General features: G+C 70.9%; 26 protein-coding genes. 11 read left to right on the plus strand and 15 right to left on the minus strand.

The features are described from left to right. Nucleotides 1–192: 192 nt before the first annotated feature. The 3 genes from AC6JBM_RS38170 (at nt 193) to AC6JBM_RS38180 (ending at nt 5,400) form a co-directional block, all read left to right on the plus strand. Nucleotides 193–3,894 (plus strand): multifunctional oxoglutarate decarboxylase/oxoglutarate dehydrogenase thiamine pyrophosphate-binding subunit/dihydrolipoyllysine-residue succinyltransferase subunit, encoded by a 3,702-nt coding sequence (locus AC6JBM_RS38170; RefSeq protein WP_497978748.1) that lies wholly within the window; start codon nt 193–195, stop codon nt 3,892–3,894. Nucleotides 3,895–3,968: 74 nt separating this feature from the next. Further along, nucleotides 3,969–4,148 carry a DUF6104 family protein gene (locus AC6JBM_RS38175; RefSeq protein ID WP_350611610.1) on the plus strand — a complete coding sequence of 60 codons (180 nt, stop codon included), beginning with the start codon at nt 3,969–3,971 and terminating at the stop codon, nt 4,146–4,148. A gap of 187 nt (nt 4,149–4,335) precedes the next feature. Continuing rightward, the gene (locus tag AC6JBM_RS38180; RefSeq protein WP_497978749.1) at nt 4,336–5,400 is read left to right on the plus strand and encodes an alpha/beta hydrolase family protein; all 1,065 of its coding nucleotides are present in this window, start codon (nt 4,336–4,338) and stop codon (nt 5,398–5,400) included. Nucleotides 5,401–5,562: 162 nt separating this feature from the next. Here the strand turns inward: AC6JBM_RS38180 and AC6JBM_RS38185 are convergent, their stop codons facing one another. Next, nucleotides 5,563–6,192 (minus strand): Pr6Pr family membrane protein, encoded by a 630-nt coding sequence (locus AC6JBM_RS38185; RefSeq protein WP_497978750.1) that lies wholly within the window; start codon nt 6,190–6,192, stop codon nt 5,563–5,565. A 73-nt stretch (nt 6,193–6,265) separates the two neighbouring features. On the opposite strand from AC6JBM_RS38185, the gene AC6JBM_RS38190 reads away from it, so the two are divergent. Beyond that, on the plus strand, nt 6,266–7,156 hold the full coding sequence (locus tag AC6JBM_RS38190) for an alpha/beta hydrolase family protein (RefSeq protein WP_497978751.1): 891 nt from the start codon (nt 6,266–6,268) through the stop codon (nt 7,154–7,156). A 64-nt stretch (nt 7,157–7,220) separates the two neighbouring features. On the opposite strand, the gene AC6JBM_RS38195 is transcribed toward AC6JBM_RS38190, so the two are convergent. The 3 genes from AC6JBM_RS38195 to AC6JBM_RS38205 form a co-directional block, all read right to left on the minus strand. Then, entirely contained in the window at nt 7,221–8,165 is a 945-nt protein-coding gene (locus AC6JBM_RS38195; protein WP_497978752.1) for a zinc-binding dehydrogenase, read from the minus strand. A gap of 20 nt (nt 8,166–8,185) precedes the next feature. Further along, the gene (locus AC6JBM_RS38200) at nt 8,186–9,367 is read right to left on the minus strand and encodes an NAD(P)-dependent malic enzyme (RefSeq protein ID WP_497986611.1); all 1,182 of its coding nucleotides are present in this window, start codon (nt 9,365–9,367) and stop codon (nt 8,186–8,188) included. Nucleotides 9,368–9,486: 119 nt separating this feature from the next. Continuing rightward, entirely contained in the window at nt 9,487–9,801 is a 315-nt protein-coding gene (locus AC6JBM_RS38205; protein WP_497986612.1) for a S24/S26 family peptidase, read from the minus strand. A 69-nt stretch (nt 9,802–9,870) separates the two neighbouring features. Between AC6JBM_RS38205 and sodN the strand changes: the two genes are divergently transcribed. From sodN to AC6JBM_RS38220, 3 genes are all read left to right on the plus strand, one after another. Beyond that, complete coding sequence (sodN, locus tag AC6JBM_RS38210) at nt 9,871–10,275, plus strand: superoxide dismutase, Ni (protein ID WP_350611615.1); 405 nt, start codon at nt 9,871–9,873, stop codon at nt 10,273–10,275. Between the two features lie 83 nt (nt 10,276–10,358). Beyond that, nucleotides 10,359–10,844 (plus strand): GNAT family N-acetyltransferase, encoded by a 486-nt coding sequence (locus tag AC6JBM_RS38215; protein WP_497978753.1) that lies wholly within the window; start codon nt 10,359–10,361, stop codon nt 10,842–10,844. Nucleotides 10,845–10,884: 40 nt separating this feature from the next. Then, the gene (locus AC6JBM_RS38220) at nt 10,885–11,319 is read left to right on the plus strand and encodes an ATP-binding protein (protein WP_350611617.1); all 435 of its coding nucleotides are present in this window, start codon (nt 10,885–10,887) and stop codon (nt 11,317–11,319) included. 2 nt (nt 11,320–11,321) lie between these two features. Here AC6JBM_RS38220 and AC6JBM_RS38225 read toward each other — a convergent pair whose 3' ends face one another. Beyond that, nucleotides 11,322–12,017: a FadR/GntR family transcriptional regulator gene (locus tag AC6JBM_RS38225; protein WP_497978754.1), complete on the minus strand. Its 696-nt coding sequence runs from the start codon at nt 12,015–12,017 to the stop codon at nt 11,322–11,324. A gap of 138 nt (nt 12,018–12,155) precedes the next feature. Next, nucleotides 12,156–12,575, minus strand: coding sequence for a hypothetical protein (locus AC6JBM_RS38230; RefSeq protein WP_497978755.1), 420 nt, complete (start codon nt 12,573–12,575; stop codon nt 12,156–12,158). Nucleotides 12,576–12,628: 53 nt separating this feature from the next. Between AC6JBM_RS38230 and AC6JBM_RS38235 the strand changes: the two genes are divergently transcribed. Together AC6JBM_RS38235 and AC6JBM_RS38240 are read left to right on the plus strand one after the other, a co-directional pair. Further along, nucleotides 12,629–13,567, plus strand: a complete 939-nt coding sequence (locus tag AC6JBM_RS38235; protein ID WP_497978756.1) for a diacylglycerol/lipid kinase family protein — start codon at nt 12,629–12,631, stop codon at nt 13,565–13,567. A 381-nt stretch (nt 13,568–13,948) separates the two neighbouring features. After that, nucleotides 13,949–14,206 (plus strand): WhiB family transcriptional regulator, encoded by a 258-nt coding sequence (locus AC6JBM_RS38240; RefSeq protein ID WP_190257048.1) that lies wholly within the window; start codon nt 13,949–13,951, stop codon nt 14,204–14,206. Nucleotides 14,207–14,271: 65 nt separating this feature from the next. Here AC6JBM_RS38240 and AC6JBM_RS38245 read toward each other — a convergent pair whose 3' ends face one another. From AC6JBM_RS38245 to AC6JBM_RS38265, 5 genes are all read right to left on the minus strand, one after another. Next, the gene (locus AC6JBM_RS38245; RefSeq protein WP_497986613.1) at nt 14,272–14,577 is read right to left on the minus strand and encodes a TFIIB-type zinc ribbon-containing protein; all 306 of its coding nucleotides are present in this window, start codon (nt 14,575–14,577) and stop codon (nt 14,272–14,274) included. Nucleotides 14,578–14,626: 49 nt separating this feature from the next. Then, complete coding sequence (locus AC6JBM_RS38250; RefSeq protein WP_497978757.1) at nt 14,627–15,349, minus strand: sirohydrochlorin chelatase; 723 nt, start codon at nt 15,347–15,349, stop codon at nt 14,627–14,629. Continuing rightward, the gene (locus AC6JBM_RS38255; protein ID WP_497978758.1) at nt 15,346–16,062 is read right to left on the minus strand and encodes a phosphoadenylyl-sulfate reductase; all 717 of its coding nucleotides are present in this window, start codon (nt 16,060–16,062) and stop codon (nt 15,346–15,348) included. The genes AC6JBM_RS38250 and AC6JBM_RS38255 overlap by 4 nt, the downstream gene beginning before the upstream one ends. A gap of 234 nt (nt 16,063–16,296) precedes the next feature. Continuing rightward, on the minus strand, nt 16,297–17,985 hold the full coding sequence (locus tag AC6JBM_RS38260) for a nitrite/sulfite reductase (RefSeq protein ID WP_497978759.1): 1,689 nt from the start codon (nt 17,983–17,985) through the stop codon (nt 16,297–16,299). A 392-nt stretch (nt 17,986–18,377) separates the two neighbouring features. After that, complete coding sequence (locus AC6JBM_RS38265) at nt 18,378–19,874, minus strand: sensor histidine kinase (protein WP_497978760.1); 1,497 nt, start codon at nt 19,872–19,874, stop codon at nt 18,378–18,380. A 23-nt stretch (nt 19,875–19,897) separates the two neighbouring features. Here AC6JBM_RS38265 and AC6JBM_RS38270 point away from each other — a divergent pair, with 23 nt between their 5' ends. Beyond that, entirely contained in the window at nt 19,898–20,347 is a 450-nt protein-coding gene (locus AC6JBM_RS38270; RefSeq protein ID WP_350611626.1) for a hypothetical protein, read from the plus strand. Here the strand turns inward: AC6JBM_RS38270 and AC6JBM_RS38275 are convergent. Then, on the minus strand, nt 20,322–21,350 hold the full coding sequence (locus AC6JBM_RS38275) for an SIS domain-containing protein (protein WP_497986614.1): 1,029 nt from the start codon (nt 21,348–21,350) through the stop codon (nt 20,322–20,324). The genes AC6JBM_RS38270 and AC6JBM_RS38275 overlap by 26 nt on opposite strands. A gap of 122 nt (nt 21,351–21,472) precedes the next feature. Continuing rightward, the gene (locus AC6JBM_RS38280; RefSeq protein WP_497978761.1) at nt 21,473–23,014 is read right to left on the minus strand and encodes an MDR family MFS transporter; all 1,542 of its coding nucleotides are present in this window, start codon (nt 23,012–23,014) and stop codon (nt 21,473–21,475) included. 99 nt (nt 23,015–23,113) lie between these two features. On the opposite strand from AC6JBM_RS38280, the gene AC6JBM_RS38285 reads away from it, so the two are divergent. Continuing rightward, nucleotides 23,114–23,776, plus strand: a complete 663-nt coding sequence (locus tag AC6JBM_RS38285; RefSeq protein ID WP_497978762.1) for a TetR/AcrR family transcriptional regulator — start codon at nt 23,114–23,116, stop codon at nt 23,774–23,776. 418 nt (nt 23,777–24,194) lie between these two features. Here the strand turns inward: AC6JBM_RS38285 and AC6JBM_RS38290 are convergent, their stop codons facing one another. Continuing rightward, nucleotides 24,195–24,728, minus strand: coding sequence for a GNAT family N-acetyltransferase (locus AC6JBM_RS38290; RefSeq protein ID WP_497986615.1), 534 nt, complete (start codon nt 24,726–24,728; stop codon nt 24,195–24,197). 119 nt (nt 24,729–24,847) lie between these two features. Further along, entirely contained in the window at nt 24,848–25,063 is a 216-nt protein-coding gene (locus AC6JBM_RS38295) for a biotin/lipoyl-binding carrier protein (protein WP_497978763.1), read from the minus strand. Nucleotides 25,064–25,292 lie beyond the last annotated feature (229 nt).

The raw sequence follows: 25,292 nt of genomic DNA on the forward strand, positions 1-25,292 counted from the left end.
TAACTGCAAGATCTTGGACAACTGTGGCCGCCCTCGGGCGGCCACAGTTGTAAGGGTAGGACGTCAGGCCGCTCGCCAACATGGTCACTCCGGCGGCGTCGGCGACGAACGAGCGTTAGGCAGCGCGTAGCCTAAAGGACCGGACATCCGTAACCCCTAGCAACTCGCGTTTGGAAGAGGCGATCAAGAGCCGTGTCGACCCAAGCGACCAACTCGCAGGAGAATCCGCTGGCGGGATTTGGCCCGAACGAGTGGATCGTCGAGGACATGTACCAGCGGTACCTCGCGGACCCGGCGAGCGTGGACTCGGCGTGGCACGACTTCTTCGCGGACTACAAGCCTGCCCCGGACGTCGCCGAGGCCGCGGCGCCGGCCAAGCCCGCCGAGAAGCCGGTCGAGAAGAAGGCCGCCAAGCCCGCCGCGCCCGCACCGGCGGCCAAGCCGGTCGAGAAGGCCCCCGAGAAGGCGGCGGAGAAGAAGGCCGTCCCGGCCACCAAGCCCGCGCCGACGCGGGAGGCCCCTGCCCCCGCCGGCGGCGCGAAGCGCGTCCCGCTGCGCGGCGTGGCCGCTCGCATCGTGCAGAACATGGACGCCTCGCTCGAGGTTCCCACGGCCACGAGCGTGCGCGCCGTGCCGGCCAAGCTGCTCTCCGACAACCGGATCGTGATCAACAACCATCTCGCCCGCGGCCGCGGCGGGAAGGTGTCCTTCACGCACCTGATCGGATACGCGCTGGTCCGGGCCCTCGCCGCGCACCCGGAGATGAACAACAGCTTCGCCGAGATCGACGGCAAGCCGAACCTGGTCGAGCCCGAGCACGTCAACCTGGGCATCGCGATCGACCTGGCCAAGCCGGACGGCTCCCGCTCCCTCGTCGTGCCCAGCATCAAGGGCGCCGGGGACATGGACTTCCGCCAGTTCTGGTCGGCCTACGAGGACATCGTCCGCCGCGCCCGGCGCAACGAGCTGACCATGGACGACTACGCCGGCACCACGATCTCGCTGACCAACCCGGGCGGCATCGGCACCGTGCACTCGATGCCGCGGCTCATGACCGGGCAGGGCACGATCATCGGCGTCGGCGCGATGGAATACCCGGCGCCCTACGCCGGCATGTCCGACGAGACCCTGGCCGAGCTCGGCATCAGCAAGATCATCACGCTGACCAGCACCTACGACCACCGGATCATCCAGGGCGCCCAGTCCGGCGAGTTCCTCAAGGTCATGCACGAGCTGCTGCTCGGCGAGCACGGGTTCTACGACCAGATCTTCACCGCGCTGCGCATCCCGTACGAGCCGGTGCGCTGGGTCCGCGACGTGGCCCGCACCTCCGAGGGCCAGATCGACAAGGCGGCCCGGGTCGTGGAGCTCATCCACGCCTACCGGGTGCGCGGTCACCTGATGGCCGACACCGACCCGCTCGAGTTCCGCATCCGCCGCCACCCCGACCTCGACGTGCTCGAGCACGGGCTGACCCTGTGGGACCTCGACCGCGTCTTCCCGGTCGGCGGGTTCTCCGGCAAGCAGAAGATGAAGCTGCGGGCCGTGCTCGGCGTGCTGCGTGACTCCTACTGCCGCCGGGTCGGCGTGGAGTACATGCACATCATGGACCCGGAGGAGCGGCGCTGGATCGCCGAGCGGGTCGAGAAGCCCTACGAGAAGCCCGGCACCGACGAGCAGAAGCACATCCTCAACCGCCTCAACGCCGCCGAGGCCTTCGAGACCTTCCTGCAGACGAAGTACGTCGGGCAGCGCCGCTTCTCCCTGGAGGGCGGCGAGTCGCTGATCCCGCTGCTCGACGAGATCCTGCAGAACTCGGCCGAGGGCGAGCTCGACGAGGTCGTCATCGGCATGGCGCACCGCGGCCGGCTCAACGTGCTGGCCAACATCGTCGGCAAGCCGTACGAGAAGATCTTCTCCGAGTTCGAGGGCCACCTGGACCTGAAGTCGGCGCACGGCTCCGGCGACGTGAAGTACCACCTGGGCATGACCGGCAAGTACACGCACCCGGACGGCGAGCACGCGACCACCGTCTCGGTCGTTGCGAACCCGTCGCACCTGGAGGCCGTGAACCCGGTGCTCGAGGGCATCGTGCGGGCCAAGCAGGACAAGATCGACCTCAAGCTCGAGGGCTACACCGTCCTGCCGCTGCTCATCCACGGCGACGCGGCCTTCGCCGGCCAGGGCGTCGTGGCCGAGACGCTGAACCTGTCGCAGCTGCGCGGCTACCGCACCGGCGGCACCGTCCACGTCGTGGTCAACAACCAGGTCGGGTTCACCACCGCGCCGGAGTACTCGCGCTCGTCGCTCTACTCGACCGACGTCGCCCGGATGATCCAGGCGCCGATCTTCCACGTCAACGGCGACGACCCCGAGGCCGTCGTGCGCGTGGCGCGGCTGGCGTTCGAATACCGCCAGGCGTTCAACAAGGACGTCGTGATCGACCTGGTCTGCTACCGCCGCCGCGGGCACAACGAGGGCGACGACCCCTCGATGACCAACCCGCTGATGTACGCGATCATCGACCAGAAGCGCTCGGTGCGAAAGATCTACACCGAGGAGCTCATCGGCCGCGGCGACATCCCGATCACCGAGGCCGAGGCGCTGCTCAAGGACTACCACGAGCAGCTCGAGACGGTGTTCAAGGCGACCCGGGACGCCTCCAGCTCGCCCGCCGCGCGGCTCACCCGGCTGCGCGAGCCCGAGGCCGAGCCGGTGGTCGAGACCAAGATCGATGAATCGGTACTGCGGGCGATCGGCGAGGCCCACGTCAAGCTCCCCGACGGCTTCACCCCGCACAAGCGCGTCCAGCAGCTGCTCGACCGCCGCGCGAAGATGGCCGCCGAGGGCGACATCGACTGGGGCTTCAGCGAGATCATCGCATTCGGCTCGCTGGTCCACGACGGCGTCACGGTCCGCCTCTCCGGCCAGGACTCGCGGCGCGGCACGTTCGTGCAGCGCCACGCCGGGATCGTCGACGCCGAGACCGGCGCGGACTACATGCCGGTGTCGTCGCTGATCAAGGACAACGCGAAGCTCTTCATCTACGACTCGCTGCTGTCGGAGTTCGCGGCGATGGGCTTCGAATACGGCTACTCGGTGGAGAACCCGGACGCGCTGGTCATGTGGGAGGCGCAGTTCGGCGACTTCGTCAACGGCGCCCAGTCGATCGTGGACGAGTTCATCTCCTCCGGCGAGGTCAAGTGGGGCCAGCTGGCCTCGGTCACGCTGCTGCTGCCGCACTCGCACGAGGGCCAGGGCCCGGACCACACGTCGGGGCGGCTGGAGCGGTATCTGCAGCTGTGCGCCGAGGACAACATGCGCGTGGCGGTGCCGACCACCCCCGCGAACCACTTCCACCTGCTGCGCCGCCAGGCCCTGTCGCCGAAGAAGAAGCCGCTCGTGGTCTTCACGCCCAAGTCGCTGCTGCGGCACCGGCTGTGCGTGTCGGGCGTCGAGGACTTCACCACCGGCACCTTCTCCACGGTGCTGGCCGACCCGGGCGTGAAGGGCACCGCGCTGGACCCCAACGCGGTGAAGCGGGTCCTGCTGTGCTCGGGCAAGGTCTTCTACGACCTGCTCCAGGCGCGCACCGACCGCGGCATCACCGACACGGCGATCATCCGCGTCGAGCAGCTCTACCCGATGCCGATCGAGGAGCTCAAGGCGGCGCTGGAGCAGTACCCGAACGCCGAGGACTTCGCCTGGGTCCAGGAGGAGCCGGCGAACCAGGGCGCCTGGTCGTTCATCGCGCTCAACCTGCTCGAGCAGCTGCAGGGCGTGGGGCTGCGCCGCATCTCCCGGCCGGCCGCCGCCGCACCCGCGGTGGGCTCGACCAAGCTGCACGACGCCGAGCAGCAGGCGCTGATCGAGGCGGCCCTGCCGAAGCCGTGACAGCGGTTCGGTAACTTCCGGGGGCACGGCGGCGACGCCGTGCCCCCGTTTCGCATCTTCCGGAAGGACGCGTCATGTACTTCACCGATCGCGGCATCGAGGAGCTGGCCCAGCGCCGCGGTGAGGAGGAGGTCTCGATCGAGTGGCTGGCCGAGCGGCTGCGCGACTTCGTCGACCTCAACCCCGAGTTCGAGACGCCGATCGAGCGCCTGGCCGTCTACCTGGCGCGGCTGGACGACGAGGACGACGAGTAGGTCAGTCCGTCCATTTCGGACATTTGCCGCAACTCGACGAGCGGATCAGCTGGCGCCTATCCCCCTGAGGGTAGCCACGTCGTCCAAATGGTTCATCCGGTGACATCCTGGTGTAGTCCGGCAAGCCAATCGAATGTCCCCACTCGGGCGATATGGGTTTAGCACGAGCCGCCCTTACATTTTCCTCGTGCCCGCTCGTCGCACCCGAACCGCAACCGTCACGCTGCTGACCGCCGCCCTGCTGATCCTGGGCGGCGCCTTTGCCGCGTCCGGCAGTGACGACAGCGGCACGCCCTTCACCACCGCGGCCGGTGCGACCGCCGTCGACGCCTCCACCAAGGCCCCGCACGCGGTCGGCGTGCGGCACTTCAGCTTCGCGCGCGGCAGCCGGTCGCTGCCGACGACCGTGTGGTATCCGGTGCGCGGCTCCGCCCGCCAGACCCGCGGCCGCGTGCAGGTCGACGCCACGCCCCTGCCCGGCGAGTTCCCGCTGATCCTGTGGAGCCACGGCTTCTACAGCAACCCGCAGATGCAGGAGGGCATGACGAAGTTCCTGGCCGAGTCCGGATACGTCGTCGCCGCCCCGGCCTACCCCTTCACGAAGAAGGACGGGCCGAAGTTCGACAAGACCGACGTGCCCAACCAGGCCGTCGACGCCTCGTTCGTGATCACGCAGATGATGAAGGCGGGCAACCCGCTCGCGGACAGCATCGACCCGGACCGGCTCGGCGCGATCGGGCACTCCGGCGGCGGCACCACGACCGACTGGCTCTTCACCGGCAAGCGCGACCCGCGGCTCAAGGTCGGCGTGATCTTCGCGGGCCGGCCGACGACGGCCTACAAGGGCAGCCCCGTGCCGCTGCTGTTCGTCCACGGGGACAAGGACCCGGTCGTCGCCTACAGCCAGGGCCGCGAGTCCTACGGCAAGAACCCGTGGCCCAAGGCGTTCCTGACCATCGAGGGCGGCGAGCACGGGGCGGGCACGAACGACCCGGAGCGCGGCCACGTGCAGGTGCTGGCCACGCTGCTGGACTTCCTCGACTTCGCACTCAACGGCGATGACGTGGCCCGGATGCGGCTGACGAGCGACGCCACCCTCCCGGGCTTCACGCACTTCGAATCGTCGGGGATCTACGCGGAGCGCGGTGCTCAGCCGAGCGCGACGAACAGCACGATCGCGAGCACCACGACGACACCGACGCCGACGCCGACCCAGAGCAACGTCTTGGAGCTCGCGGGCTCGGCCGGCTGATTCCTGCTGTTGTCCACCCACGCCTGGAACGCCTGAGTGTTCTGACTCGGGTCGATACGCTCATCGGGCATGGCCGACACACTACCGAGCGTGTCGGGGCCGCCAGGGCCCGAACAGTGTCGGATTGCGGGCATACTCCCCCGGTCGGGGTACTCCGCCCGGTCAGACCGAGGCCGGGTCCTCGGCGGGGGCGGTCTCGCCCGCGCGGTCGCGCGTCAGCAGCCGGCGCAGCAGCACCCCGAGGCCGATGAGCGCGAGGCCGAGTAGGAAGAACGCGACGGTGAAGCCGAGCGAGGTCTCGGTCACGCCGAGCCCGCCGAGCTTGTTGACGTCGATGAACGGGTACGGGTACTCGTGCACGAACGCCCCGCGCACGAGGGCGAACACCAGGTAGGCCAGCGGGTAGCACAGCCACGCGGCCGCGTACCACCACCGCACCCGCTCCCGCTCGACGACCAGCCAGGTGATGGCGGCCAGGATCGGCACGGCCGAGTGCAGCAGCAGGTTGTGCAGCGTGTGCGCCCCGGAGTCGGCCTGGTAGAACGGGCTGGACGGGTTCGCCAGCAGGGTGTGGTACACGATCCCGGTGATGCAGCTGTAGAGCGTGGCCGCGCCGCGGACCCAGGCGGGCACCGGCCGGAACACGGCGACCGCGGACACCGCGGCGATGATGACGGCGCTCTGCACGGTGAAGTAGACGAACGAGCCCCAGTCCCCGTGGTTCCACACCTGCAGCGCGACGATCCCGGCCACCGCGCACACGGCGGTCAGCGCGCGGAACACGACAGTCATGCGCCGGAAGGTAGCCGGATTTCGCCCCGCGGGGAAGCGGTCGTTCGCCGACCCCGCTCGTACCGTTGGTGCCATGCGCCGACTCGCCGCCGCCGTATGCCTGTTCGCCCTGCTCAGCGGCTGTTCGACGGCCCCGGCGCCGGCGCGCCGGGTGGTCGCCTCGCCCTCCGTCGCGCCTTCGCTGGCGGGCGGGCTGGCCCCGGTACAGCTGCCGCCGTCCCTGACGCTGCCGCCACCGGGGCTCTCCGTGTCGTCGCAGCAGGTGACGTACACCCGCGAGAGCCGCATCCTGCGCACCGTCGTCTGGACGCCGGACCGGGCCGGGCGCTACCCCGCGGTCCTGTTCAGCCACGGCCTCAACGGCACGCCGGAGGAGTTCGCGCCGCTGCTGCAGAGCTGGGCGGCGGCCGGGTTCGTGGTGATCGCCCCCGCCTACCCGAACACGACCCGGGGCGCGGCGCACTTCGACATGTACGACGTGCTGAACCAGCCGGCCGACGCGAGCTTCGTGCTCGGGCAGGTGCTCGCGGGCCCGCTGGGCAAGCGCATCGACGCCGGGCGCCTGGCCGCCGCGGGCCACTCGGCGGGCGCGATCACGACGGTCGGCCTGTTCACGTCCGGGCGCGACAAACGCCTGCGCGCGGGGGTGGTGCTGGCCGGCAGCGGCCTCGGGGTGGGCACCGAGTTCCAGGGCACGCCGGCGGCCCTGTTCTTCGTCCACGGCGACGCTGATCCGCTGGTGACCTACGACAGCGGCAAGGCGACGTACGACCTGGTCCCGTGGGCGAAGGCGATGCTGACCATCCCGGGCGGCAACCACAACGACCCGTATCTGAGCCCGTCCTCGGCGTCGTACCCGACGGTCGCGAAGAGCACGCTGGAGTTCCTGCGGCTGGAGCTGTACGGCGATGCCGCGGCCCGGTCCGAACTGGCGCCCACCGCCGACCTCGACTCGCACCTCTGAGCCGGCTCGCGGCGCCCCGGCCACGAGAGGCCAGGGCGCCGCGAGCAGGGTGTTTCAGCTGGTCTCAGCTGGTGTGATCCAGCACGACCTTGCCGAAGACGTCGCCCGAGTGCAGCAGCTCGAACGCCTTGCGCGCCTCCGAGAACGGCACCACCGAGTCGATCACCGGGCGGATGCCGGTGCGCGCGAGCAGGGCCATGAGGTCGGCCAGCTCCTCCGGCGTGCCCATGCTCGTGCCCAGGATCTCCAGCTGCAGCGCGAACATCCGGCGCAGGTTCACCTGCGGCAGGTGACCGCTCGTCGCGCCGGAGACCACGATCCGCCCGCCCGTCTTCGCGCACTTCATCGAGTGCTCGAAGGTGGCCTCGCCCACCGTCTCCACCACGACGTCGACGCGCTCGGGGAGGCGGCCGCCCGGCTCCACGGCCGTCGCGCCCAGGGCCGCGATGCGCTCGCGCTTGGCCGCGTCGCGGCTGGTGGCGTACACCCGCGCCCCGAGGGCCGTCCCGATCAGCACCGCGGCCGTGGCCACGCCGCCGCCCGCGCCCTGCACGAGCACCGCCCCGCCGGACTCGAGGCGGCCCTTGGTGGTGAGCATGCGGTAGGCCGTGAGCCAGGCCGTCGGCAGGCACGCGGCCTCGGCGAAGGTGAGCTCCGCGGGCTTGGGCACCAGGTTGTACGCCGGGACGGTGACCTTCTCGGCGACCGTGCCCGGGTAGTACTCCGAGAGGATCGTGAAGTCGCCCTTCTCGTTGTAGACCACCGGGTAGACGACGACCTCGGCCCCGTCCGGGCCGATGCCCGCGGCGTCGCAGCCGAGGGTCATGGGCAACTGCTCCTCGCGCAGGCCGACGCCGCGCAGGGACCACAGGTCGTGGTGGTTGAGCGCGCTGGCGCGCACGTCCACCACGGCCCAGCCGTCCCTGGGCGCCGGCTCGGGAGCGTCGCCCACCTCGAGCACGGCGAGCGGGTCGGCATCGTTGAACGCGGTTGCGAAAGCGGCACGCATACCCAGGACCTTAACCCTCGTTAACGGGTGACGCCGTCACGGCGGGCCGCCTCGGACACCGCGGCCGCGACCGCCGGGGCCACCCGCGGGTCCAGAGCGCTCGGCACGATCGCGTCGGGCGCGAGCTCACCGGCGCCGAGCACGCCGGCGATCGCCTCGGCCGCGGCGACCTTCATGCCGTCGCTGATGCGGGTCGCCCCCGACTCCAGCGCCCCGCGGAAGATGCCGGGGAAGGCCAGCACGTTGTTGATCTGGTTCGGGAAGTCGCTGCGGCCGGTGGCCACGACGCTCGCGTACCGCGCCGCGATCTCCGGGTGCACCTCGGGCGTGGGGTTGGCCAGCGCGAAGATCGCGCCCTCCGGCGCCATGCCCGCCAGCGCCGCCTCGCCGATCGTGCCGCCGGAGACGCCGATGAGCACGTCGGCCCCGCGCAGCGCGGAGGCGATGTCGCCGGTCACGCCGCCGGCGTTGGTCTGCGCGGCGAGCGCGGCCTTGGCCGGGTTGAGGTCGGTGCGGCCCGTGTGCAGGCAGCCGCGCGAGTCCAGCACGATGATCTCGCCCGCGTCCGCGCCGCCGCTGATCAGCATCCGGGTCACCGCGATGCCGGCCGCGCCCGCGCCGCTGACCACGATGCGCAGGTCGCCGAGGCCGCGCCCGAGCACCTTGCAGGCGTTGCGCAGCGCGGCGAGCACCACGATCGCGGTGCCGTGCTGGTCGTCGTGGAAGACCGGGATCGGCAGCGTGTCCTCGAGCCGCCGCTCGATGTCGAAGCAGCGCGGCGCCGAGATGTCCTCGAGGTTGATCCCGCCGAAGGACGGCGCCAGCGCGGTCACGATCCGCACGATCTCGTCCGGGTCCTGGGTGTCGAGGCAGATCGGCACCGCGTCCACGCCGCCGAACTGCTTGAACAGCACGGCCTTGCCCTCCATCACCGGCATCGCCGCGCGCGGGCCGATGTTGCCCAGGCCGAGCACCGCGGAGCCGTCGGTCACGACGGCGACGGCCTTGCCGACCCAGGTGAGCTGGTGGACGAGCGACTCGTCCGCGGCGATGGCCTCGCAGACGCGGGCGACGCCGGGCGTGTACGCCAGGGAGAGGTCCTCGCGGGTGGACAGCGGGACCGTCGACTGCACCGAGAGCTTTCCGCCGACGTGCAGGTCGAAGACGGGGTCGGACACGGGATCGGACACGGAATCGGACACGGATGTCAGCACCGGGGGCTCCTTTGCCACGGTTTGCGATACAGGAAGGACGCGCGGCGCGGGTGAAAGCGCGAAAGAATGTGCGAATGCGGCCGGGGGTCGCCCGTATCCGCCTCACCTTAGCGTGGGACGCGGCGCAGGCGCACGGGTTGTGGCCACCAGCGAAATGTCACACGGCCGACGATGTCCGCGCGGCCGTAACGCGCAGAATCATCACTGGCGAAGGGGTTGTCGCCGACCACCCACCACCCGTCGGCATCGGCCCGTTCCACGCGCTTGACCACGAGCAGGCCGGGCCGGGCGCGAAACTGCGCGACCACCACGTCGCCAGGGCGCGCCGATGTCCCGCGCCGCACCAGAATCCGGTCTCCCGAGCGCAGTGTCGGCACCATGGACGGGCCCGAGACGAGTGCCGCAAACCACGGCAGGCGCATGAAATCCCCGAAGATGGATAGGAGTAGGGTCAGCACTGAGGATCATCGCAAATCACCCTGGAGGGTTCGATGCGACTGTCGCGGCTTTTCACCCCGCGCACCGTGGTGAGCGCCCACTGCGACCTGCCGTGTGGTGTCTACGACCCGGCGCAGGCCCGAATCGAGGCCGAGTCCGTCAAGGCAATCTGTGAGAAGTACCAGGCGAACGACAATGCCGAGTTTCGCACTCGCGCCCTGCTGATCAAGGAGCAGCGCAGCGAGCTGGTCAAGCACCACCTGTGGGTGCTGTGGACCGACTACTTCAAGCCGCCGCACTTCGAGAAGTACCCGCAGCTGCACGGCCTGTTCAACGAGGCCACCAAGCTCGCGGGCGCGTCCGGCGCCAAGGGCTCGGCCGACCCGGCCGTCGCCGAGCAGCTCCTGGGCAAGATCGACGAGATCGCGAAGATCTTCTGGGAGACCAAGCAGGCCTGAACCGGCCTGTGGAGTCTGCGTCATCGGACCTCCCCCATCCCGCACCCGCGGGGTGGGGGTCGTGCTTTTCAGGGAGTAGCAGCATGATCCGCCCCGCCACCCCGGACGACGTCCCCGCGCTCGTCGAGATGGTCTACGAGCTCGCCGAGTTCGAGCGTGCCCGCGACGAGTGCCACCTCACCGAGGCCCAGCTGCACGCGGCGCTCTTCGGCCCCTCCCCCGCCGTGTTCTGTCACGTGGCCGAGGACGGGGGCGCGGTGGTGGGCATGGCGCTGTGGTTCCTCACGTACTCGACGTGGGAGGGCGTGCACGGCATCTACCTCGAGGACCTCTACGTGCGTCCGGGCGCGCGCGGCACCGGTGCGGGCAAGGCCCTCGTCGCCGCGCTCGCCGCGGTGTGCGTCGCGCACGGGTACCGCCGCCTGGAGTGGGCCGTCCTGGACTGGAACCCGGCGCGCGAGTTCTACGACCGGCTCGGGGCGGGGCCGAAGCACGATTGGGTGCCGTACCGCCTCTCCGGCGCGCCGCTGGAAGCACTCGCCGCGTCGTCGGGTGCGCCGACGTCGTAGAGTCGCGGTCAGGGTCGCGGTGAAGAGGGGTTCGATAGCGTTGACTCAGGTCGCTCCGAAGAGGTCCGGTGCCGACGGCGACGACGTGGTGCTGCTGGCCGTGCCGGCGTCGCCCGCCTACCTCGGCGTGCTGCGCACCGCGACGGCCGGCCTGGCCGCGCGCCTGCAGTTCACCCTGGACGAGATCGAGGACCTGCGCATCGCGGTCGACGAGGCCTGCGCGATGCTGCTCGCCGTGGCCGCGGACACCCCCCAGCTGGGTGACACGGTGGAACTCTCCTGCCGGTTCACCGTCACGCCCGACGCCCTGACGGTCTACACGACCGTGCCGCTGGGCTCGCCGGACGAGCGGCTGCCGGGCGGCGAGTCGTTCGCGTGGCAGGTGCTCAGCGCCCTGGCCGACGAGGTCTCGGCGAGCGTCGACGCGCACCAGGCCGGCATCCGGCTGACCAAGCGCCGCCCGTCGCGGAGCTGAGCTCAGACGACGGCCGGCACGCGTTCGGCCGGGCGGATGTTGTCGATGTGCGCGCGGGCCAGCTCCATCGCCCGGGCCACGTCCTGCGCCTGGATCGCGCCCAGCAGGGCCCGGTGGTCGCGGTCCACCGTGCGCCAGAACGGCAGCGGCAACACCCGCTCCACCGACTCGCGGTTGGCCAGGCTGTAGAGCGGGCGCACCACGAGGGAGAGCAGCGAGTTGCCGGTGGCCGCCGCGACCGCCAGGTGGAAGGCCGCGTGCGCCTCGATGCGCCGCTCCAGGTCGTCGTGCTCCGGGTCGAACATCGCCCGCTCGAGCTCCTCCAGGTGCTGCGGCTCCCGGCGGGCGGCGGCCAGGCCCGCGGCCGGCACCTCGAGCATGCGGCGCACCTCGAGGAAGTCCTCGCCGGTCACCGCGCCGCTGGCCAGCAGCAGGCCCACGCCGTCGGCGAGGGTCTCGCCCAGGGCGAACGCGTCGGGCTCGGCGACGAAGCTGCCGCCGTTGACGCCCCGCGTGGTGACGATCAGGTGCTGGCTGCTCAGTAACCGCAGCGCCTCGCGCACCGTCGAGCGGCTCAGGCCCGACTGCTCGCACAGTTGCGGCTCGGTGGGCAGGCGCTCGCCGGGGCGCAGCTGGCCGGACACGATGTCGACGCGGATGCGCTCGGCGAGGACCTGATAGGCGGGAGCGACCGTCACGACAACCGAGCGTAAAGCACCGAAACCGTTTACGGATCAGTCACTGTGAGATAACGGACTCGCTGTCCGGAACGGAATCCTGTCCGGGCGGCGAACAGGTGCGCACAGCGAACGATGACGAGCGTTACATCTATCGATCTAACGAACACCGAGCGCGATGCGCGTCGAGGGCGCGAACAGCAGCACAGCCCCGGTCAGCCCGAGCACGAAGAGTGGTCCGCCGATCCACGGCTGGCCGGTCTGCAGCATCGTGAGACCGATCGGCATCTGCAGCATCGAGACCACGATGCCGGGGCCGCGAGCCCAGCGCCGCCGGCGGTGCAGGGCGATCCCGACGCCGGCGAAGCACACGGTCATGAGGGCGAGATAGACGGTCACCGAGACGGCCCCGGGCACCGAGGCGGCGTCGGAGGTCAGGTCGAGATACACCAGCCACAGCGTCACGGCGGCGAGCCCGGCCCCCTCCACCAGCAGCAGCCGGACCGCCCAGCGCAGGGTCGCCGGGGTCCGGCCGGGAACCTCCTCGACCGCGCTCACCTGCACGTCCCTCCTGCTCACGACATCCTCACGGGCCAACCTTATCGCGCAGCGAACCGGGTACAGTGCCGCCCATGCGAGCCCTTCTGGTGGTCAACCCCAATGCGACGACCACCACCGAGCGCGGCCGGGACATCCTGGTGCGGGCCCTGCGCAGCCAGGTCGACCTGGACGTGGTCTACACGCGCCGCCGGGGGCACGCCGCCGACCTGGCCCGCGACGCCGCCCGGGACGGCCTGGACCTCGTCGTGACCCTCGGCGGCGACGGTACCGTCAACGAGGCCGTCAACGGCCTGATGACCTTCGACGCGGGGCCCGCCGCGAACCGCGCCCAGGAGCGCCCGGCCCTCGCGGTCGTGCCCGGCGGCTCCACGAACGTGTTCGCCCGGGCGCTCGGGCTGCCCAGCGACTGGGCGGAGGGCACGGGCGCGATCCTCGAGGCGCTGCGGGACCGGCGCGAACGGCTGATCGGGCTCGGCCGGGCCGACGACCGCTACTTCACGTTCTGCGCCGGCCTGGGCCTCGACGCCGAGGTCGTGCGCCGCGTCGACCAGGCCCGGCACAAGGGCTCGACGTCCACGCCGCTGCTGTACCTGCGCGCCTTCATGGGCCAGTACGCCGCCACGAATCGGCGCGTGCCGCTGCTCACCATGCAGTTGCCGGGCGAACCGGCCACAAGCGGGCTAACGTGGATGCTGGTGCAGAACACGGCACCGTGGACGTACATCGGCGAGCGGCCGGTCAATCCGAACCCGCGCGCCTCGTTCGACACGGGGCTGGACGTGCTCGGCCTTCGGGAACTGCAGATCGCCGGCACCGCTCGGACGGTGTCGCAGCTGCTGTCCAGCCGCCGGACCCCGAAGGGGAAGCAGGTGCTGCGACTGCACGACCTGCCGGGGTTCACGCTGACGGCCGCCAAGCCGATCGCGTATCAGGTCGACGGGGAGTACCTCGGCGAGGTTGACAAGTTGGATTTCGCGTCCGTCCCGGGTGCGTTACGCGTAGTGTGTTGAGTCACCCCGGGCGATCATCCACCGAAGGGGGAGAAAGTTGCAGAGAGTCGCGACAGAGACACCGCGGCCGCATCTCCGAAAGCCCTCCGGTCGTTGACCAAGCCGTACTACATTGGTCACTGACTGTTGCGATCCAGGGTCACCAGTCGCCATAAAATCGGACAAACAGTGCGTGAGCTTGCTCACCGACTTGGATTTTTTTGGTTTGGACCCCTTGACATCGCGGTAGTTCGTGAAAGCATTCACAAGCGAAACGACCACTGAGCGTTGCCCGCACACATGCAACGGATCTTCAGGCTCCGCCTAGCCGAACCGTTACATGAGATGCATAACGGGAATCACCAACAACGATCCGCGAAAAAAACAAGGAGTGTTGCCGCCATGTCGGACTGGCGCCACCATGCCCTCTGCCGCGACGAGGACCCGGAGCTGTTCTTCCCCATTGGGACTTCCGGCCCGGCGTTGCTGCAGGTTGAGCAGGCGAAGGCGGTCTGCCAGCGCTGCTCCGTGACCTCCGAGTGCCTCCAGTGGGCCCTCGACTCGGGTCAGGACGCCGGCGTCTGGGGCGGAATGAGCGAAGACGAGCGTCGCCTGATGAAGCGTCGCGGCGGCCTTCGGGTCCGCGCTCACTCTGCCTGAGCCTTTCCAACGCACGCATCTAGACAACGAACGCCCCGGCCATTCGGCCGGGGCGTTTGCTGCATCTAGTCGAAAAGCTCTCCGAAGAAACTCTCCCGGTGATGGCGCCGGTGCTTCTTGTGATGTCCGTAATGACCATAGCCACCGTGCGATTGGGGATATGGTTGCTGATAGCCGTATGACGGCTGGTGGGTCGGCTGATGGGTCTGCTGATGAGATTGCCGGCTGCCCTGCCAGGCCTGCTCGGCGTCGATCAGCCGCTCCAGCTCGCCGCGGTCGAGAAAGATCCCGCGGCACTCCAGGCACTGGTCGACGGTGACACCGCTCCGCTCGAACTGGCGCATCTCGCCGCGACACTTGGGGCACGTCATCATCCCCCAACGGTAACCGTCCAGCACCACGTAACGGTGCCGCGGCCCCTCAGGCGGCTCGTACGAGCGCGAAATCCCCGATCCGGGACATCACCAGACGGGCGACGTCCACGTGGGCGCACAGGGGCGCGGCGACCGGTTCCAGCGCGCCGGCCGCGACCGCCGAGCCGATCACGAGATCGTGCAGCCGGCCGGGGGCGAGGAAGTACGACGAGACGGCGATCCGCTCGCAGCCCCGGGCCCGCAGCGCGTCCACCGCGGCCGCGCCGGTGACGGTGGACGCCGAGGCATAGCCCGGCACGCACGGCACGCCCAGCGACGCTCCCAGGGCCGCCGCCGCCTGGTCGACGCCGTGGCGGGCCAGGTCGTCGCGGGTGCCGGCGGCGGCGAGCACGACCCCGTCGAAGGGCATCGGGGGCAGCAGCCGGCGCAGCGCCGAGAGCAGCAGCGCGGGCGTGCCGGCGCCGAGCACGTCGGTCGTGGTGACGTCGAGGCCCAGGCCCCCGGCCCGGGCCCGCTCCAGCACCGCGGGCAGGTCGAAGCGGCCGTGGAAGGCGTTGGTGAGCAGCAGCGGCACGACGACGGCGGCGCGGTGCCCCAGCGCCTCGAACGCCGCCAGCTGCTCGCCGGGGCGCGGCCCGGCGTGGTCGAGGAACGCGCAGCGCACGTCCAGGCCGGGCCGCTGGGCCGCGACCGCCCGCGTCAGCGCGCGAGTGGCCGCGGCCGCCCGCGGATCCGAGGACCCGTGGGCCACCAGAAGAACAGCGGTCATCCGGAGGTGTGCAGACCGCACTCGGTCTTGTCGAACGCCGCCCAGCGGCCGCTGCGCGGGTCGCCGCCCGGAGGCGTGCGGCGCGTGCACGGCCAGCAGCCCACGGAGGCGTACCCCTGCCGCATGAGCGCGTTCACCGGCACGTTGTAGCGCGAGATGTACTGGTCCACGTCCGCCTGCGTCCACAGCGCCAGCGGCGAGACCTTGAACTTGCCGCGGGCCCGCTCGAAGCCCACGATCGGCGTGTTGGCGCGGCTCGGCGACTCGTCGCGGCGCAGGCCCGCGGCCCACGCGTCGTAGTCCTCCAGGGCCCGCTCCAGCGGCTCGACCTTGCGCAGGAAGCAGCACTCGTCGGGCTCGCGGGCGTACAGCCGCGGCCCGAACTCGGCGTCCTGCTCGGCGACCGTCTGACGGGGGCGGATCGAGCGGACGGTCACCGGCAGCGTGCGCTGGACGATCTCGCGCACCCGCAGCGTCTCGGCGAAGTGCAGGCCGGTGTCGAGGAAGATGACCGGCACGCCGGGCACGACCTTCGACACCACGTGGGCGAGCACCGCGTCGGCGAAGGAGCTGGTCACGCAGAAGCGCTCGCCGAACTGGCCGGCGGCCCACTCCACGATCTTCTCGGCCGTCTGGCCCTCCAGCCGCGCCGAAGCGGCCGCGGCCAGGTCGATGGATTCTTGTGCGGTTCGGGCAACGGTCGTGCTGCTCATCGCTTCGCCTCCAAAGCGTTCGCCGCCAGTCCCAGGAATTTCAGTGAGAAGACGCGGGCGCAGCTGCGGCACTCCCATGCGCCGTGCGCGTCCTCGTGAGGTCGAAGGTCCTCCTCGCCGCAGTAGGGGCAATGCAGCGGCGCCATCCGTTCGCTCATGTCGCCGACTCGCTTCGCTCCCCGGCGCCACGAGGCTCAAAAACGCACTGAGTCATGATTCGCTCACTACGTTCGCTCATCGCAGCTCCTCCTCCGGCGCTCGCATCACCCAGCGGGCGAAGGACTCTCCGGGCTCGCGCCCGGCCAGGTAGTGGTTGGCGACCCGCTCGACGTACGCGGGCAGGGCCGCGGCGGTCGTCTTGAGGCCGCGCAGCTTGCGGCCGAAGCCGGCCGTCTGCCCCTCGGCCATGCCCAGCCCGCCGCCGAGGTGGATCTGGAAGCCCTCGACCATCTCGCCGCTGTCGTCGCGCACGAGCATGCCCTTGAGGCCGATGTCGGCGACCTGGGTGCGGGCGCACGCGTTCGGGCAGCCGTTGAGGTGGATCGAGATGTCGGCGTCGAGGTCGGCGACCCGCTTCTCGAGGTACTCGATGAGCTCCGCCGCCCGCGCCTTGGTCTCCACGATCGCGAGCTTGCAGAACTCGATGCCGGTGCACGCCATGGTGCTGCGCCGCCAGCTCGACGGGCGGGCCTCGAGCCCGACCGCGGCCAGGCCCCGCACGAGCGACTCGGTGTGCTCCTGCTCGACGTCGAGGACCAGGATCTTCTGGTACGGCGTGAGCCGCACCCGAGCCGATCCGTGCCGCTCGGCGAGCTCGGCCACCGCGGCGAGCTGGGTGCCGGAGCTGCGCCCGGCGATCGGGGCGGCGCCGACGAAGTACTTGCCGTCCCACTGCTTGTGCACGCCGATGTGGTCCACCGGCTTCTCCGGCAGCTCGGGCGACGGGCCGTCGATCAGGCGCCGGCCGAGGAACTCGTTCTCCAGGATCTGCCGGAACTGGTCCACGCCCCAGTCCGCGACCAGGAACTTCAGCCGGGCGCGGCTGCGCAGGCGGCGGTAGCCGTAGTCGCGGAAGACCCGGATGATGCCGTGCCACACGTCGGGCACCTCGTGCAGCGGCACCCAGGCGCCGAGGCGCTGGGCCAGCATCGGGTTGGTCGACAGCCCGCCGCCGACCCACACGTCGAAGCCGGGACCGTGCTCGGGGTGGATGACGCCCACGAACGAGACGTCGTTGGCCTCGTACGGCGTGTCGGCCAGCCACGAGATGGAGGTCTTGAACTTGCGGGGCAGGTTCGACAGCTCCGGGTCGCCGATGTACCGCGCGTTGATCTCGTTGATCGCCTCGGTCGGGTCGAGCACCTCGCTCTCCGCGACCCCGGCGATGGGGCTGCCGAGGATGACGCGGGGCGAGTCGCCGCAGGCCTCCAGGGTGGACAGGCCGACCGCCTCGAGCTCCCGCCAGATCGTCGGGACGTTCTCGATCTCGATCCAGTGCAGCTGGATGTTCTGCCGGTCGGTGACGTCGGCGGTGTCGCGGGCGAAGCGCTGGGCGATCGAGGCGATCGTCTTGAGCTGCTCGAGCGAGAGCTGGCCGCCGTCGCTGCGGATGCGCAGCATGAAGTAGCGGTCGTCGAGCTCCTCCGGCTCGAGCACGGCGGTGCGCCCGCCGTCGATGCCGGGGCGGCGCTGGGTGTAGAGCCCGAACCAGCGGAACCGTCCGCGCAGGTCCGCGGGGTCGATCGAGTCGAAGCCCCGGTGCGCGTAGATGTTCTCGATGCGGGCCCGCACGTTGAGCGGGTTGTCGTCCTTCTTGCTGCGCTCGTTCGGGTTGAGCGGCTCGCGGTGCCCCAGGGCCCACTGCCCCTCACCGCGGGGACGACCACCGGCCGCACCACGTCCGCGGACAGTGTTCACCGACATGTCGGCGTCCTCTCAGGATCGAGAGCACGCGGCCAAGCGCCGGCCGTCCCCGATCGATGCGGGAACGGATGACGTCGATGTCATAAGGATCCGGCGCGAAGTCGCGCACCCGGGAAAGAAATTCGGCGGGCGGCGTTCAGCAAGCCGGACAGATGGCGCTGCGCACGCGACCGTAGTCGACGTGTCGGCGGCTGACGAGCCGCAGAGAAGCAGCGTGCATAGGGTGCAGTCTTCCACGGGGAGCGGTCCTTACGCCACGTCCACGTGAGGGTTCTCTCAGTAGGATTTGACGAACATGTAACTGGAATAACACTCAGCCGATAGGAATTCGGGGACGCGAATCAGCGCCGGGACCGGCCACGCCGCCCTTGCGTCCCACAGTCCGGTTGGTTTCACCGTTTCGCCAGCGGTACCACCATGACCGCCTCGGTGCCGCCGTCCGCCCGCCCGCGCAGCTCGATGGTGCCGCGCAGCTCCCCCGTGGCGAGGGTGCGCACGATCTGCAGGCCCAGCCGCTCGCTGGCGTCGAGGTCGAAGCCCTCCGGCAGCCCGCACCCGTTGTCGGCCACGGTCACGTGCAGCTGCTTGCGGAAGCGGTGCACCGAGACGACCACCTCGGGCGCGTCCGGCCCGGCGGGCTCGAAGGCGTGCTCGACCGCGTTCTGCAGCAGCTCGTTGAGCACCATGACCAGCGGCGTGGCGATCTCGGCGGGCAGCACCCCGAAGTCGCCCTCGCGCCGGACCGCGACGCTGAACCCGGCCGCCCCCACCTCGACGGCGGCCGCCGCGACCCGGTCCACGATGCCGTCGAACTCGACCGCCTCGTCCGAGGACTCCGAGGACATCGAGAGCGTCTCGTGCACCAGGGCGATGGAGGCCACCCGCCGTACCGACTCCTCCAGCGCGTGCCGGGCCGCCGGGACGCCCACCCGTCGCGCCTGCAGCCGCAGCAGCGCGGCGACGGTCTGCAGGTTGTTCTTGACCCGGTGGTGGATCTCGCGGATGGTCGCGTCCTTGGTCATGAGCTGCCGGTCGCGCCGCCGGACCTCGGTGATGTCCCGCACGAGCACGAGCGCCCCGATGGGCACCCCGGCCGGCATGAGCGGCAGCGCGCGCATGAGCACGGTCGCACCCCGGGCCTCGAGCTCCTTGCGGGCCGGGGCCTCCCCGTGCAGGGCCTGGTGGATGCGGTCGGTCGCGTCGGCGCCCTCGAGCGGGTCGTCGACGAGCCGGCCCGTGGTCTCGGCGAGGCTCTCGCCCACCAGGTGGGCGGCGAGTCCCAGCCGGCGGTACGCGGACTGGGCGTTCGGGCTGGCGTAGGTGACCTTGCCGGTGGCGTCGAGGCGGACCAGGCCGTCGCCGATGCGCGGCGCGCTCGTCGTCTCGCCCGGGTGCCGGGGCGGCGGCCAGCTGCCGTCGACGATCATCTGGGCCAGGTCGTCGGCCGTGGTCAGGTAGTTGAGCTCCAGCTGTGCCGGGGTGCGGGCGGTGCTCAGGTTCGTGTCGCGGCCCAGGACCGCGATGACCTTGTCGTGGCCGCGCCGGCGGACCGGGATCGCCTCGTGGCGGGCGGGCATGTCGCCGTACCAGACCGGATCGCCCTCGCGCCAGATGCGCCCCTGCTGGCGCACGATCGCCAGGTGCGCGACCTCGGGACCGCCGGCGATCCGGCCCACCTGGTCATCCTGGTAGGCCGTGCCCGCGGTGGTCGGGCGCACCTGGGCCACGCAGATGAACTCGCCCCGGACCTCGATCGGCACCCACATGAGCAGGTCGGCGAAGCTGAGGTCGGACACGATCTGCCAGTCGCCGGCCAGCCGGTGCAGGTGCTCGATGTCATCGGGTTCGAGGCTCGTGTGTTCCTCGACGAGGTCGCGCAGGGTGGACACGAGGACAAGACTAAGGTTGCCGGGTGCGGCGTTTGCTACTTCCCCTGCTGTTGGTGCTCGCGCTCGGCGGTTGTGGCTGGGTGGGCCGCCACGACGAGACGTCCAAGCCCGATGGGTTCCTGCTGCACGGCTACGTCTCCGTCGCCGGCGCCGCCGCGGGCGTGACGGGCAGCGCGTGCCTGGCGCCGTCGTCGGTGCGGGATGTGTACCAGGGCGGCACGGTCCGCATCGCGGACTCCTCCGGGCGCCCGATCGCCGCGGCGGAGCTGGCGGCCGGCGTGCTGGCGGCCGACGGGGGCGGATTCGACTGCAACTTCGCGTTCGAGCAGCGCAACGTGTCCAGCAGCCGGGCGACGTACCAGATCTCGGTCGGCAGCCGCCCGGCCACCTCGTTCGCGACCAAGGACCTCGCGGAGGGTCGCCCCGCGGTGATCCCCGTGGCGGCCGCTACAGCGTCGTCGTCACCTTCTTGAGGCCGCGCGGCGCGTCCGGGTTCTCGCCGCGCAGCAGCGCCAGGGAGAGCGCGAGGCGCTGCAGCGGCAGGATGTCCAGCAGCGGCGCGTAGCGCTCGTCCACGTCCGGCGTGCGCACCCAGCCCGAGGCGCCCTCGACCGCGGCCGGCCCGAACACGACCGTGTCCGCGCGGCGCTCGCCGAGCCGGCCGACGACGTCGCGCATCGACTGCCCGGCGGGGCCGTTGCCGACGACCGCGAGCACCGGCACGTCCGGGTCGGTCATCGCGAGCGGGCCGTGCAGCAGGTCGGCGCCGGAGAAGGAGAGGCCGGCCAGGTAGCACGTCTCCATGAGCTTGAGCGCGGTCTCCCGGGCGGTCGGGTAGGCGTAGCCGCGGCCGGTCGTGACCAGGCGGTCGGCGAAGCGGTACCGCGCGGCGAGGTCGACCACGGTGTCGTCGGCCAGCACCGCCTGGGCGTGCCCGGGCAGCTTCGCGAGCTCGGCGCGCTCCTCGTCCGGCAGGGTGCCGCCGCCGCGCACGCTCTCGACGAGCATGAGCAGGGCCAGCAGCTCCGCCGTGTAGGTCTTCGTGGCCGCGACCGCCACCTCGTGCCCGGCCGCCACGTCGACGTGCAGCTCGGCCGCCCGGGCCAGCGGGGACTCGGCGTTGTTGGTCACGGCGAGCGTGTGCGCGCCCTGCTCGCGGGCGACGCTGAGCACGCCGTGCAGGTCGGGCGAGCCGCCGCTCTGGCTGACCCCGACGACGAGCGTGTCGCGCAGGTCGGGGCGGGCGCCGTACAGCGTCATCGCCGACGGGCTGGCGAGCCCGGCCGGGATGCCGAGGCGGATCTCGGTGAGGTAGGCGGCGTAGAGGGCCGCGTGGTCGGACGTGCCGCGCGCGGTGAACACGACGCTGCGCGGCTTCCACTCCGCGATCTTCGCGGCGACCTCGGCGATCTGGCCGGCGCGCTCGTCGAGCAGGCGAGCGAACACCTCCGGCTGTTCGGCGATGTCGGCCTTCATCCCGGCGCCGGTCATGACGGTCCTCCCAATGAGCGATCGATGCGCGTTCCTGCTCGTAGTCTCGCAGTTTCGCGCACCGATCGCTAGTTTTGGGAGCAACTTCGCGCACCGCGTGCGCGAAACTAGCCCTCTTGCGCAACCAATGTGCGCTCGGACTCGTCCGCGGCCCCGCCGCGCAGGGCGACCTCGCGGATGAACAGCGCGATCACCGGCACGAGCACCGCGGCCACGGTCGACCACAGGAACACGCTCGACGTCGCGCCCGCGATCGCGTCGAGGACCGCCGTGCGCACGCCAGGCGGCAGCTGCGCGAGGGTGGCCGGGTCGATCCGCGCGCCCCCGCCGCCGCTGGCCATCTTGTCCGCGGCCGCGGAGCCGAGCCGCTCGCCGAGCAGTGCGTGCAGCCGGTGGTTGAAGATCGCGCCGAAGACGGCCACGCCGAACGCTCCCCCGATGGACCGGGCGAAGGTGGCGGTGCTGCTGGCCACCCCGATGTCCTTGAGCTCGACGCTGTTCTGCGCGATGAGCATCGTGGTCTGCATCAGGAAGCCCAGTGCGATGCCGAGCACGGTCATGTACAGGCCCGAGGAGAGCTTGGAGGTGTGCGGGCCGAGCTGGGCCAGCAGCAGCGTCGCGGCGACCATGACCACGCCGCCGGCGATCGGGAAGATCCGGTACCGCCCGGTCTTCGTGATCACGCGGCCGACCACGAGCGAGGTGACCAGCATGCCGGCCATCATCGGCAGCAGGAGCAGGCCCGAGTTCGTCGCCGAGGCGCCCTGGACGATCTGCTGGTACAGCGGCAGGAAGGTGATGGCGCCGAACATCGCGAAGCCGACGAGGAACCCGAGCACCGCGACCAGGGTGAAGTTGCGGTTCGCGAACACCGACAGCGGCACGATCGGCTCCGGGTGCCGGCGCTCGACGAGCACGAACGCGACGAGCCCGAGCACCGCCACGATCGCGAGGCCGCGGATCTCGGCCGAGCCCCAGGCGTATTGCGTGCCGCCCCACGTGGTGATGAGCACGAGCGCGGTCACGCCGACCGACAGCAGCAGGGCGCCCAGCCAGTCGATGCGGTGCTCGGTGCGGCGCTTCGGCAGGTGCAGGCGCAGCGCGAGCAGGACGAGCGCGGCCCCGCCCAGCGGCAGGTTGACGAAGAACGCCCAGCGCCAGTCGGCGTGGTCGGTGATGAAGCCCCCGACGAGCGGCCCGCCGACCATCGCGATGGCCATGACGGCGGCGAACTGGCCCTGGTACTTGCCGCGGTCGCGGGGCGGCACCAGGTCGCCCAGCACCGACATCGCCCCGACCATCAGCCCGCCGGCGCCGAGCCCCTGGAACGCGCGGAAGCCGATGAGCTCGGGCATGCTCTGCGCGAAGCCGCACAGGGCCGAGCCGAGCAGGAACAGCACGATCGAGGTCATGAAGACGGTCTTGCGGCCGTAGAGGTCGCCGAGCTTGCCCCACAGCGGGGTGGAGACCGTCGTGCCGAGGACGTATGCGGTGACCACCCAGGAGAGGTGGTCGACGCCGCCGAGGTCGCCGACGATGCGCGGCATCGCGGTGCCCACGATCACGTTGTCGAGCATGGCCAGCAGCATGGCCATGAGCAGGCCGGGAAGGACGACCTTCACCGGGCTCTGCGCCGTCTTGTCTGCCATTGTCGGTTGCTCCCCGAACTTACTTGTCGACCGGCTAGGTGACTTACTAGCCGTACGGTAAGCTGGGTACTAGCCGGGCGTCAAGTAGGATTGGTGGCGATGAACTCCAGCGAGCACGAGACCGCCGCGCGGGTCGTCCGCGGGCGCAATCGCATCCGCACGGGCGACGCCGACGGGGCCCCGGACGCGCGTGCGCACATCCAGCGGGTCGCGCTCGACCTGTTCATCGAGGAGGGGTACGACAAGACGTCGCTGCGCGAGATCGCCGAGAAGCTGGGCGTGACGAAGGCGGCGCTGTATTACCACTTCCCGACGAAGGACGACATCATCTCGAGCCTGATCGAGCAGCGGATCGCGGCGGTGGACGCCCTGCTGGACTGGGCGGAGTCCCAGCCCCGCGACTCGGCGACGCGGCTGCAGTTCGTCGAGCGGTATTCGGTCCTGCACGACGAGTTCGTGCACGAGAACGTGATCCGCTTCTTCGAGCGCAACCAGACGCTGATCAACACGCTGCCGGCCGGCAAGCGCATGCGCGAGCAGATGCTGCGCGTGTTCGCCCTGCTGACGGACCCGGCGGATTCACTGGCTCAGCAGCTGCGGCGGGCGATGGCGCTGTTCTCGATCCACGCGAGCTGGTTCCTGCTGCGGGAACGGCCCGGGACGAGCGAGGAGCGCCGGGCCGCGGCCCTGGAGGTCGCGACTGAGCTCCTGGCCGCAGCCGACCGCGCGGCACCCACCGAGCCGCCCGACCCCACCGACTGAACTCCTGGCCGCAGCCGACCGCGCGGCACCCACCGAGCCGCGCGACCCCACCGGCTGACTCGCCGCCTCACCTTTTCACCTCTTCGCCTCGGAGATCCCGAGCTGGGCTGAGGCGGTGCAGCCGCACGTCTGCCGGCCGATTTCACGATTTCGCGCCTCACCGACGCACCACGGCTTCCGCCAGCCCAGCCAACAGCCGCGACTGCCCACGAGTCCGGATAAATCCGCCTATAACGCGCTTCGTCAAGATAGTGCCCGTCAACCGACGGCAACCCGGACCAATCGCGCACCATCGACGGCCGCAGCGGAGCCTGGATCGAAGGCACCCCGACCCCACCGACCGCGCTTGATCGACCGCCGGCGGCCCATTCGCGGGCCCCGACCCGCCGACGGCAGCGGCAACCCGGCTGACCAGCGGCTATTTCGCCGGAGCCGGCAGCCCGATCCGCAGCCCGAGCAGGTTGATCTTGGGCACCGGCGACCAGTCCAGCGAGGCGTCCCGCGTGAAGCCGAACCCCTCGTACAGCGCAAACGCCCCCGGATTGTCGTCGCGCACGCAGATCGCCACCCCACCGCACCCGAGCTCGGCGGCGCGATCGAGGCAGGCCCGCACGAGCGCCCGAGCCACCCCGCGGCGCTGCGCGGCCGGGTCCACGGCGAGCGTGCGGAACTCGGCCTCGCCGGGCCGCGAAACCTCCGCGTACTTCCCGCCGGCCAGCGTGAACGTCACCGCCCCCAGCAGCACCCCGTCGAGCTCGGCGACGAGCACGTCCGCGGCCTCGGCCCGGCTCGCGACGTCGGCGAGCACCGCCGCGTACTCGGGTGACGCCTCCAGCTGCCCGTCCGCCCGATAGGCCTCGACGGTCAGCCGCGACACGGCGTCGTAGTCGTCCAGCGTGATCAGCCGGACGCGAACGCCACCCGCGCCCGGGCCGGTCGGCTGACCGGGCACGAGCGAACGGTCCTCAGCCGGCGGCGGGCCGTCCGAGACGGGCGCGGCCGACGGGCCGCCCGTGGCGTCGGCGGGCAGGGTCGCGGCGTGCGCGGCGACGGCGTCCAGCGCGGGTGAGGTCACCCGATCACGGCGATCAGGTCGCCCTCCTGCACCACGTCGCCCTCGTTCACGGCGATCTGGCTCACCGTGCCCTCGGACTCGGCCACCACGGGGATCTCCATCTTCATCGACTCCAGGATCACCAGGGTGTCGCCCTCGGCTACCTCGGCGCCCACCTGGGTCGTGACCTTCCAGACGTTGGCGACCATCTCGGCACGGATCTCGTCGGACATCCCGGGTCTCCCTCGCGGCTGCATTGTGTGCGCTCGCAGCATATCGGGGGCATCACCCGCCGCGCGGCCCTACCGCGACCGCCGCGGACCCCACCACCGAGGCCTGCGGCGGCCGCGAAGAGCCGCCGCAGCACAAGCCAGGAGCACAAGCCAGGAGCCCAAGCCAGGAGCAGAGGAAGCAACGAGGACGAATGCCCACGCAGAGCTCAAGCAAGCCAAGGCCCACTCA

This window comes from Dactylosporangium thailandense, from assembly GCF_059739745.1.

Coding starts and splice junctions, on each gene's coding strand:
- AC6JBM_RS38235 (WP_497978756.1), top strand. CDS start 12,629: ATGCGAGCCCTTCTGGTGGTCAACCCCAATGCGACGACCACCACCGAG.
- AC6JBM_RS38175 (WP_350611610.1), top strand. CDS start 3,969: ATGTACTTCACCGATCGCGGCATCGAGGAGCTGGCCCAGCGCCGCGGT.
- AC6JBM_RS38205 (WP_497986612.1), bottom strand. CDS start 9,801: ATGCGCCTGCCGTGGTTTGCGGCACTCGTCTCGGGCCCGTCCATGGTG.
- AC6JBM_RS38190 (WP_497978751.1), top strand. CDS start 6,266: ATGCGCCGACTCGCCGCCGCCGTATGCCTGTTCGCCCTGCTCAGCGGC.
- AC6JBM_RS38280 (WP_497978761.1), bottom strand. CDS start 23,014: ATGGCAGACAAGACGGCGCAGAGCCCGGTGAAGGTCGTCCTTCCCGGC.
- AC6JBM_RS38240 (WP_190257048.1), top strand. CDS start 13,949: ATGTCGGACTGGCGCCACCATGCCCTCTGCCGCGACGAGGACCCGGAG.
- AC6JBM_RS38255 (WP_497978758.1), bottom strand. CDS start 16,062: ATGAGCAGCACGACCGTTGCCCGAACCGCACAAGAATCCATCGACCTG.
- AC6JBM_RS38285 (WP_497978762.1), top strand. CDS start 23,114: ATGAACTCCAGCGAGCACGAGACCGCCGCGCGGGTCGTCCGCGGGCGC.
- AC6JBM_RS38260 (WP_497978759.1), bottom strand. CDS start 17,985: ATGTCGGTGAACACTGTCCGCGGACGTGGTGCGGCCGGTGGTCGTCCC.
- AC6JBM_RS38185 (WP_497978750.1), bottom strand. CDS start 6,192: ATGACTGTCGTGTTCCGCGCGCTGACCGCCGTGTGCGCGGTGGCCGGG.
- AC6JBM_RS38195 (WP_497978752.1), bottom strand. CDS start 8,165: ATGCGTGCCGCTTTCGCAACCGCGTTCAACGATGCCGACCCGCTCGCC.
- AC6JBM_RS38250 (WP_497978757.1), bottom strand. CDS start 15,349: ATGACCGCTGTTCTTCTGGTGGCCCACGGGTCCTCGGATCCGCGGGCG.
- AC6JBM_RS38245 (WP_497986613.1), bottom strand. CDS start 14,577: ATGACGTGCCCCAAGTGTCGCGGCGAGATGCGCCAGTTCGAGCGGAGC.
- AC6JBM_RS38215 (WP_497978753.1), top strand. CDS start 10,359: ATGATCCGCCCCGCCACCCCGGACGACGTCCCCGCGCTCGTCGAGATG.
- AC6JBM_RS38275 (WP_497986614.1), bottom strand. CDS start 21,350: ATGAAGGCCGACATCGCCGAACAGCCGGAGGTGTTCGCTCGCCTGCTC.
- AC6JBM_RS38295 (WP_497978763.1), bottom strand. CDS start 25,063: ATGTCCGACGAGATCCGTGCCGAGATGGTCGCCAACGTCTGGAAGGTC.
- sodN (WP_350611615.1), top strand. CDS start 9,871: ATGCGACTGTCGCGGCTTTTCACCCCGCGCACCGTGGTGAGCGCCCAC.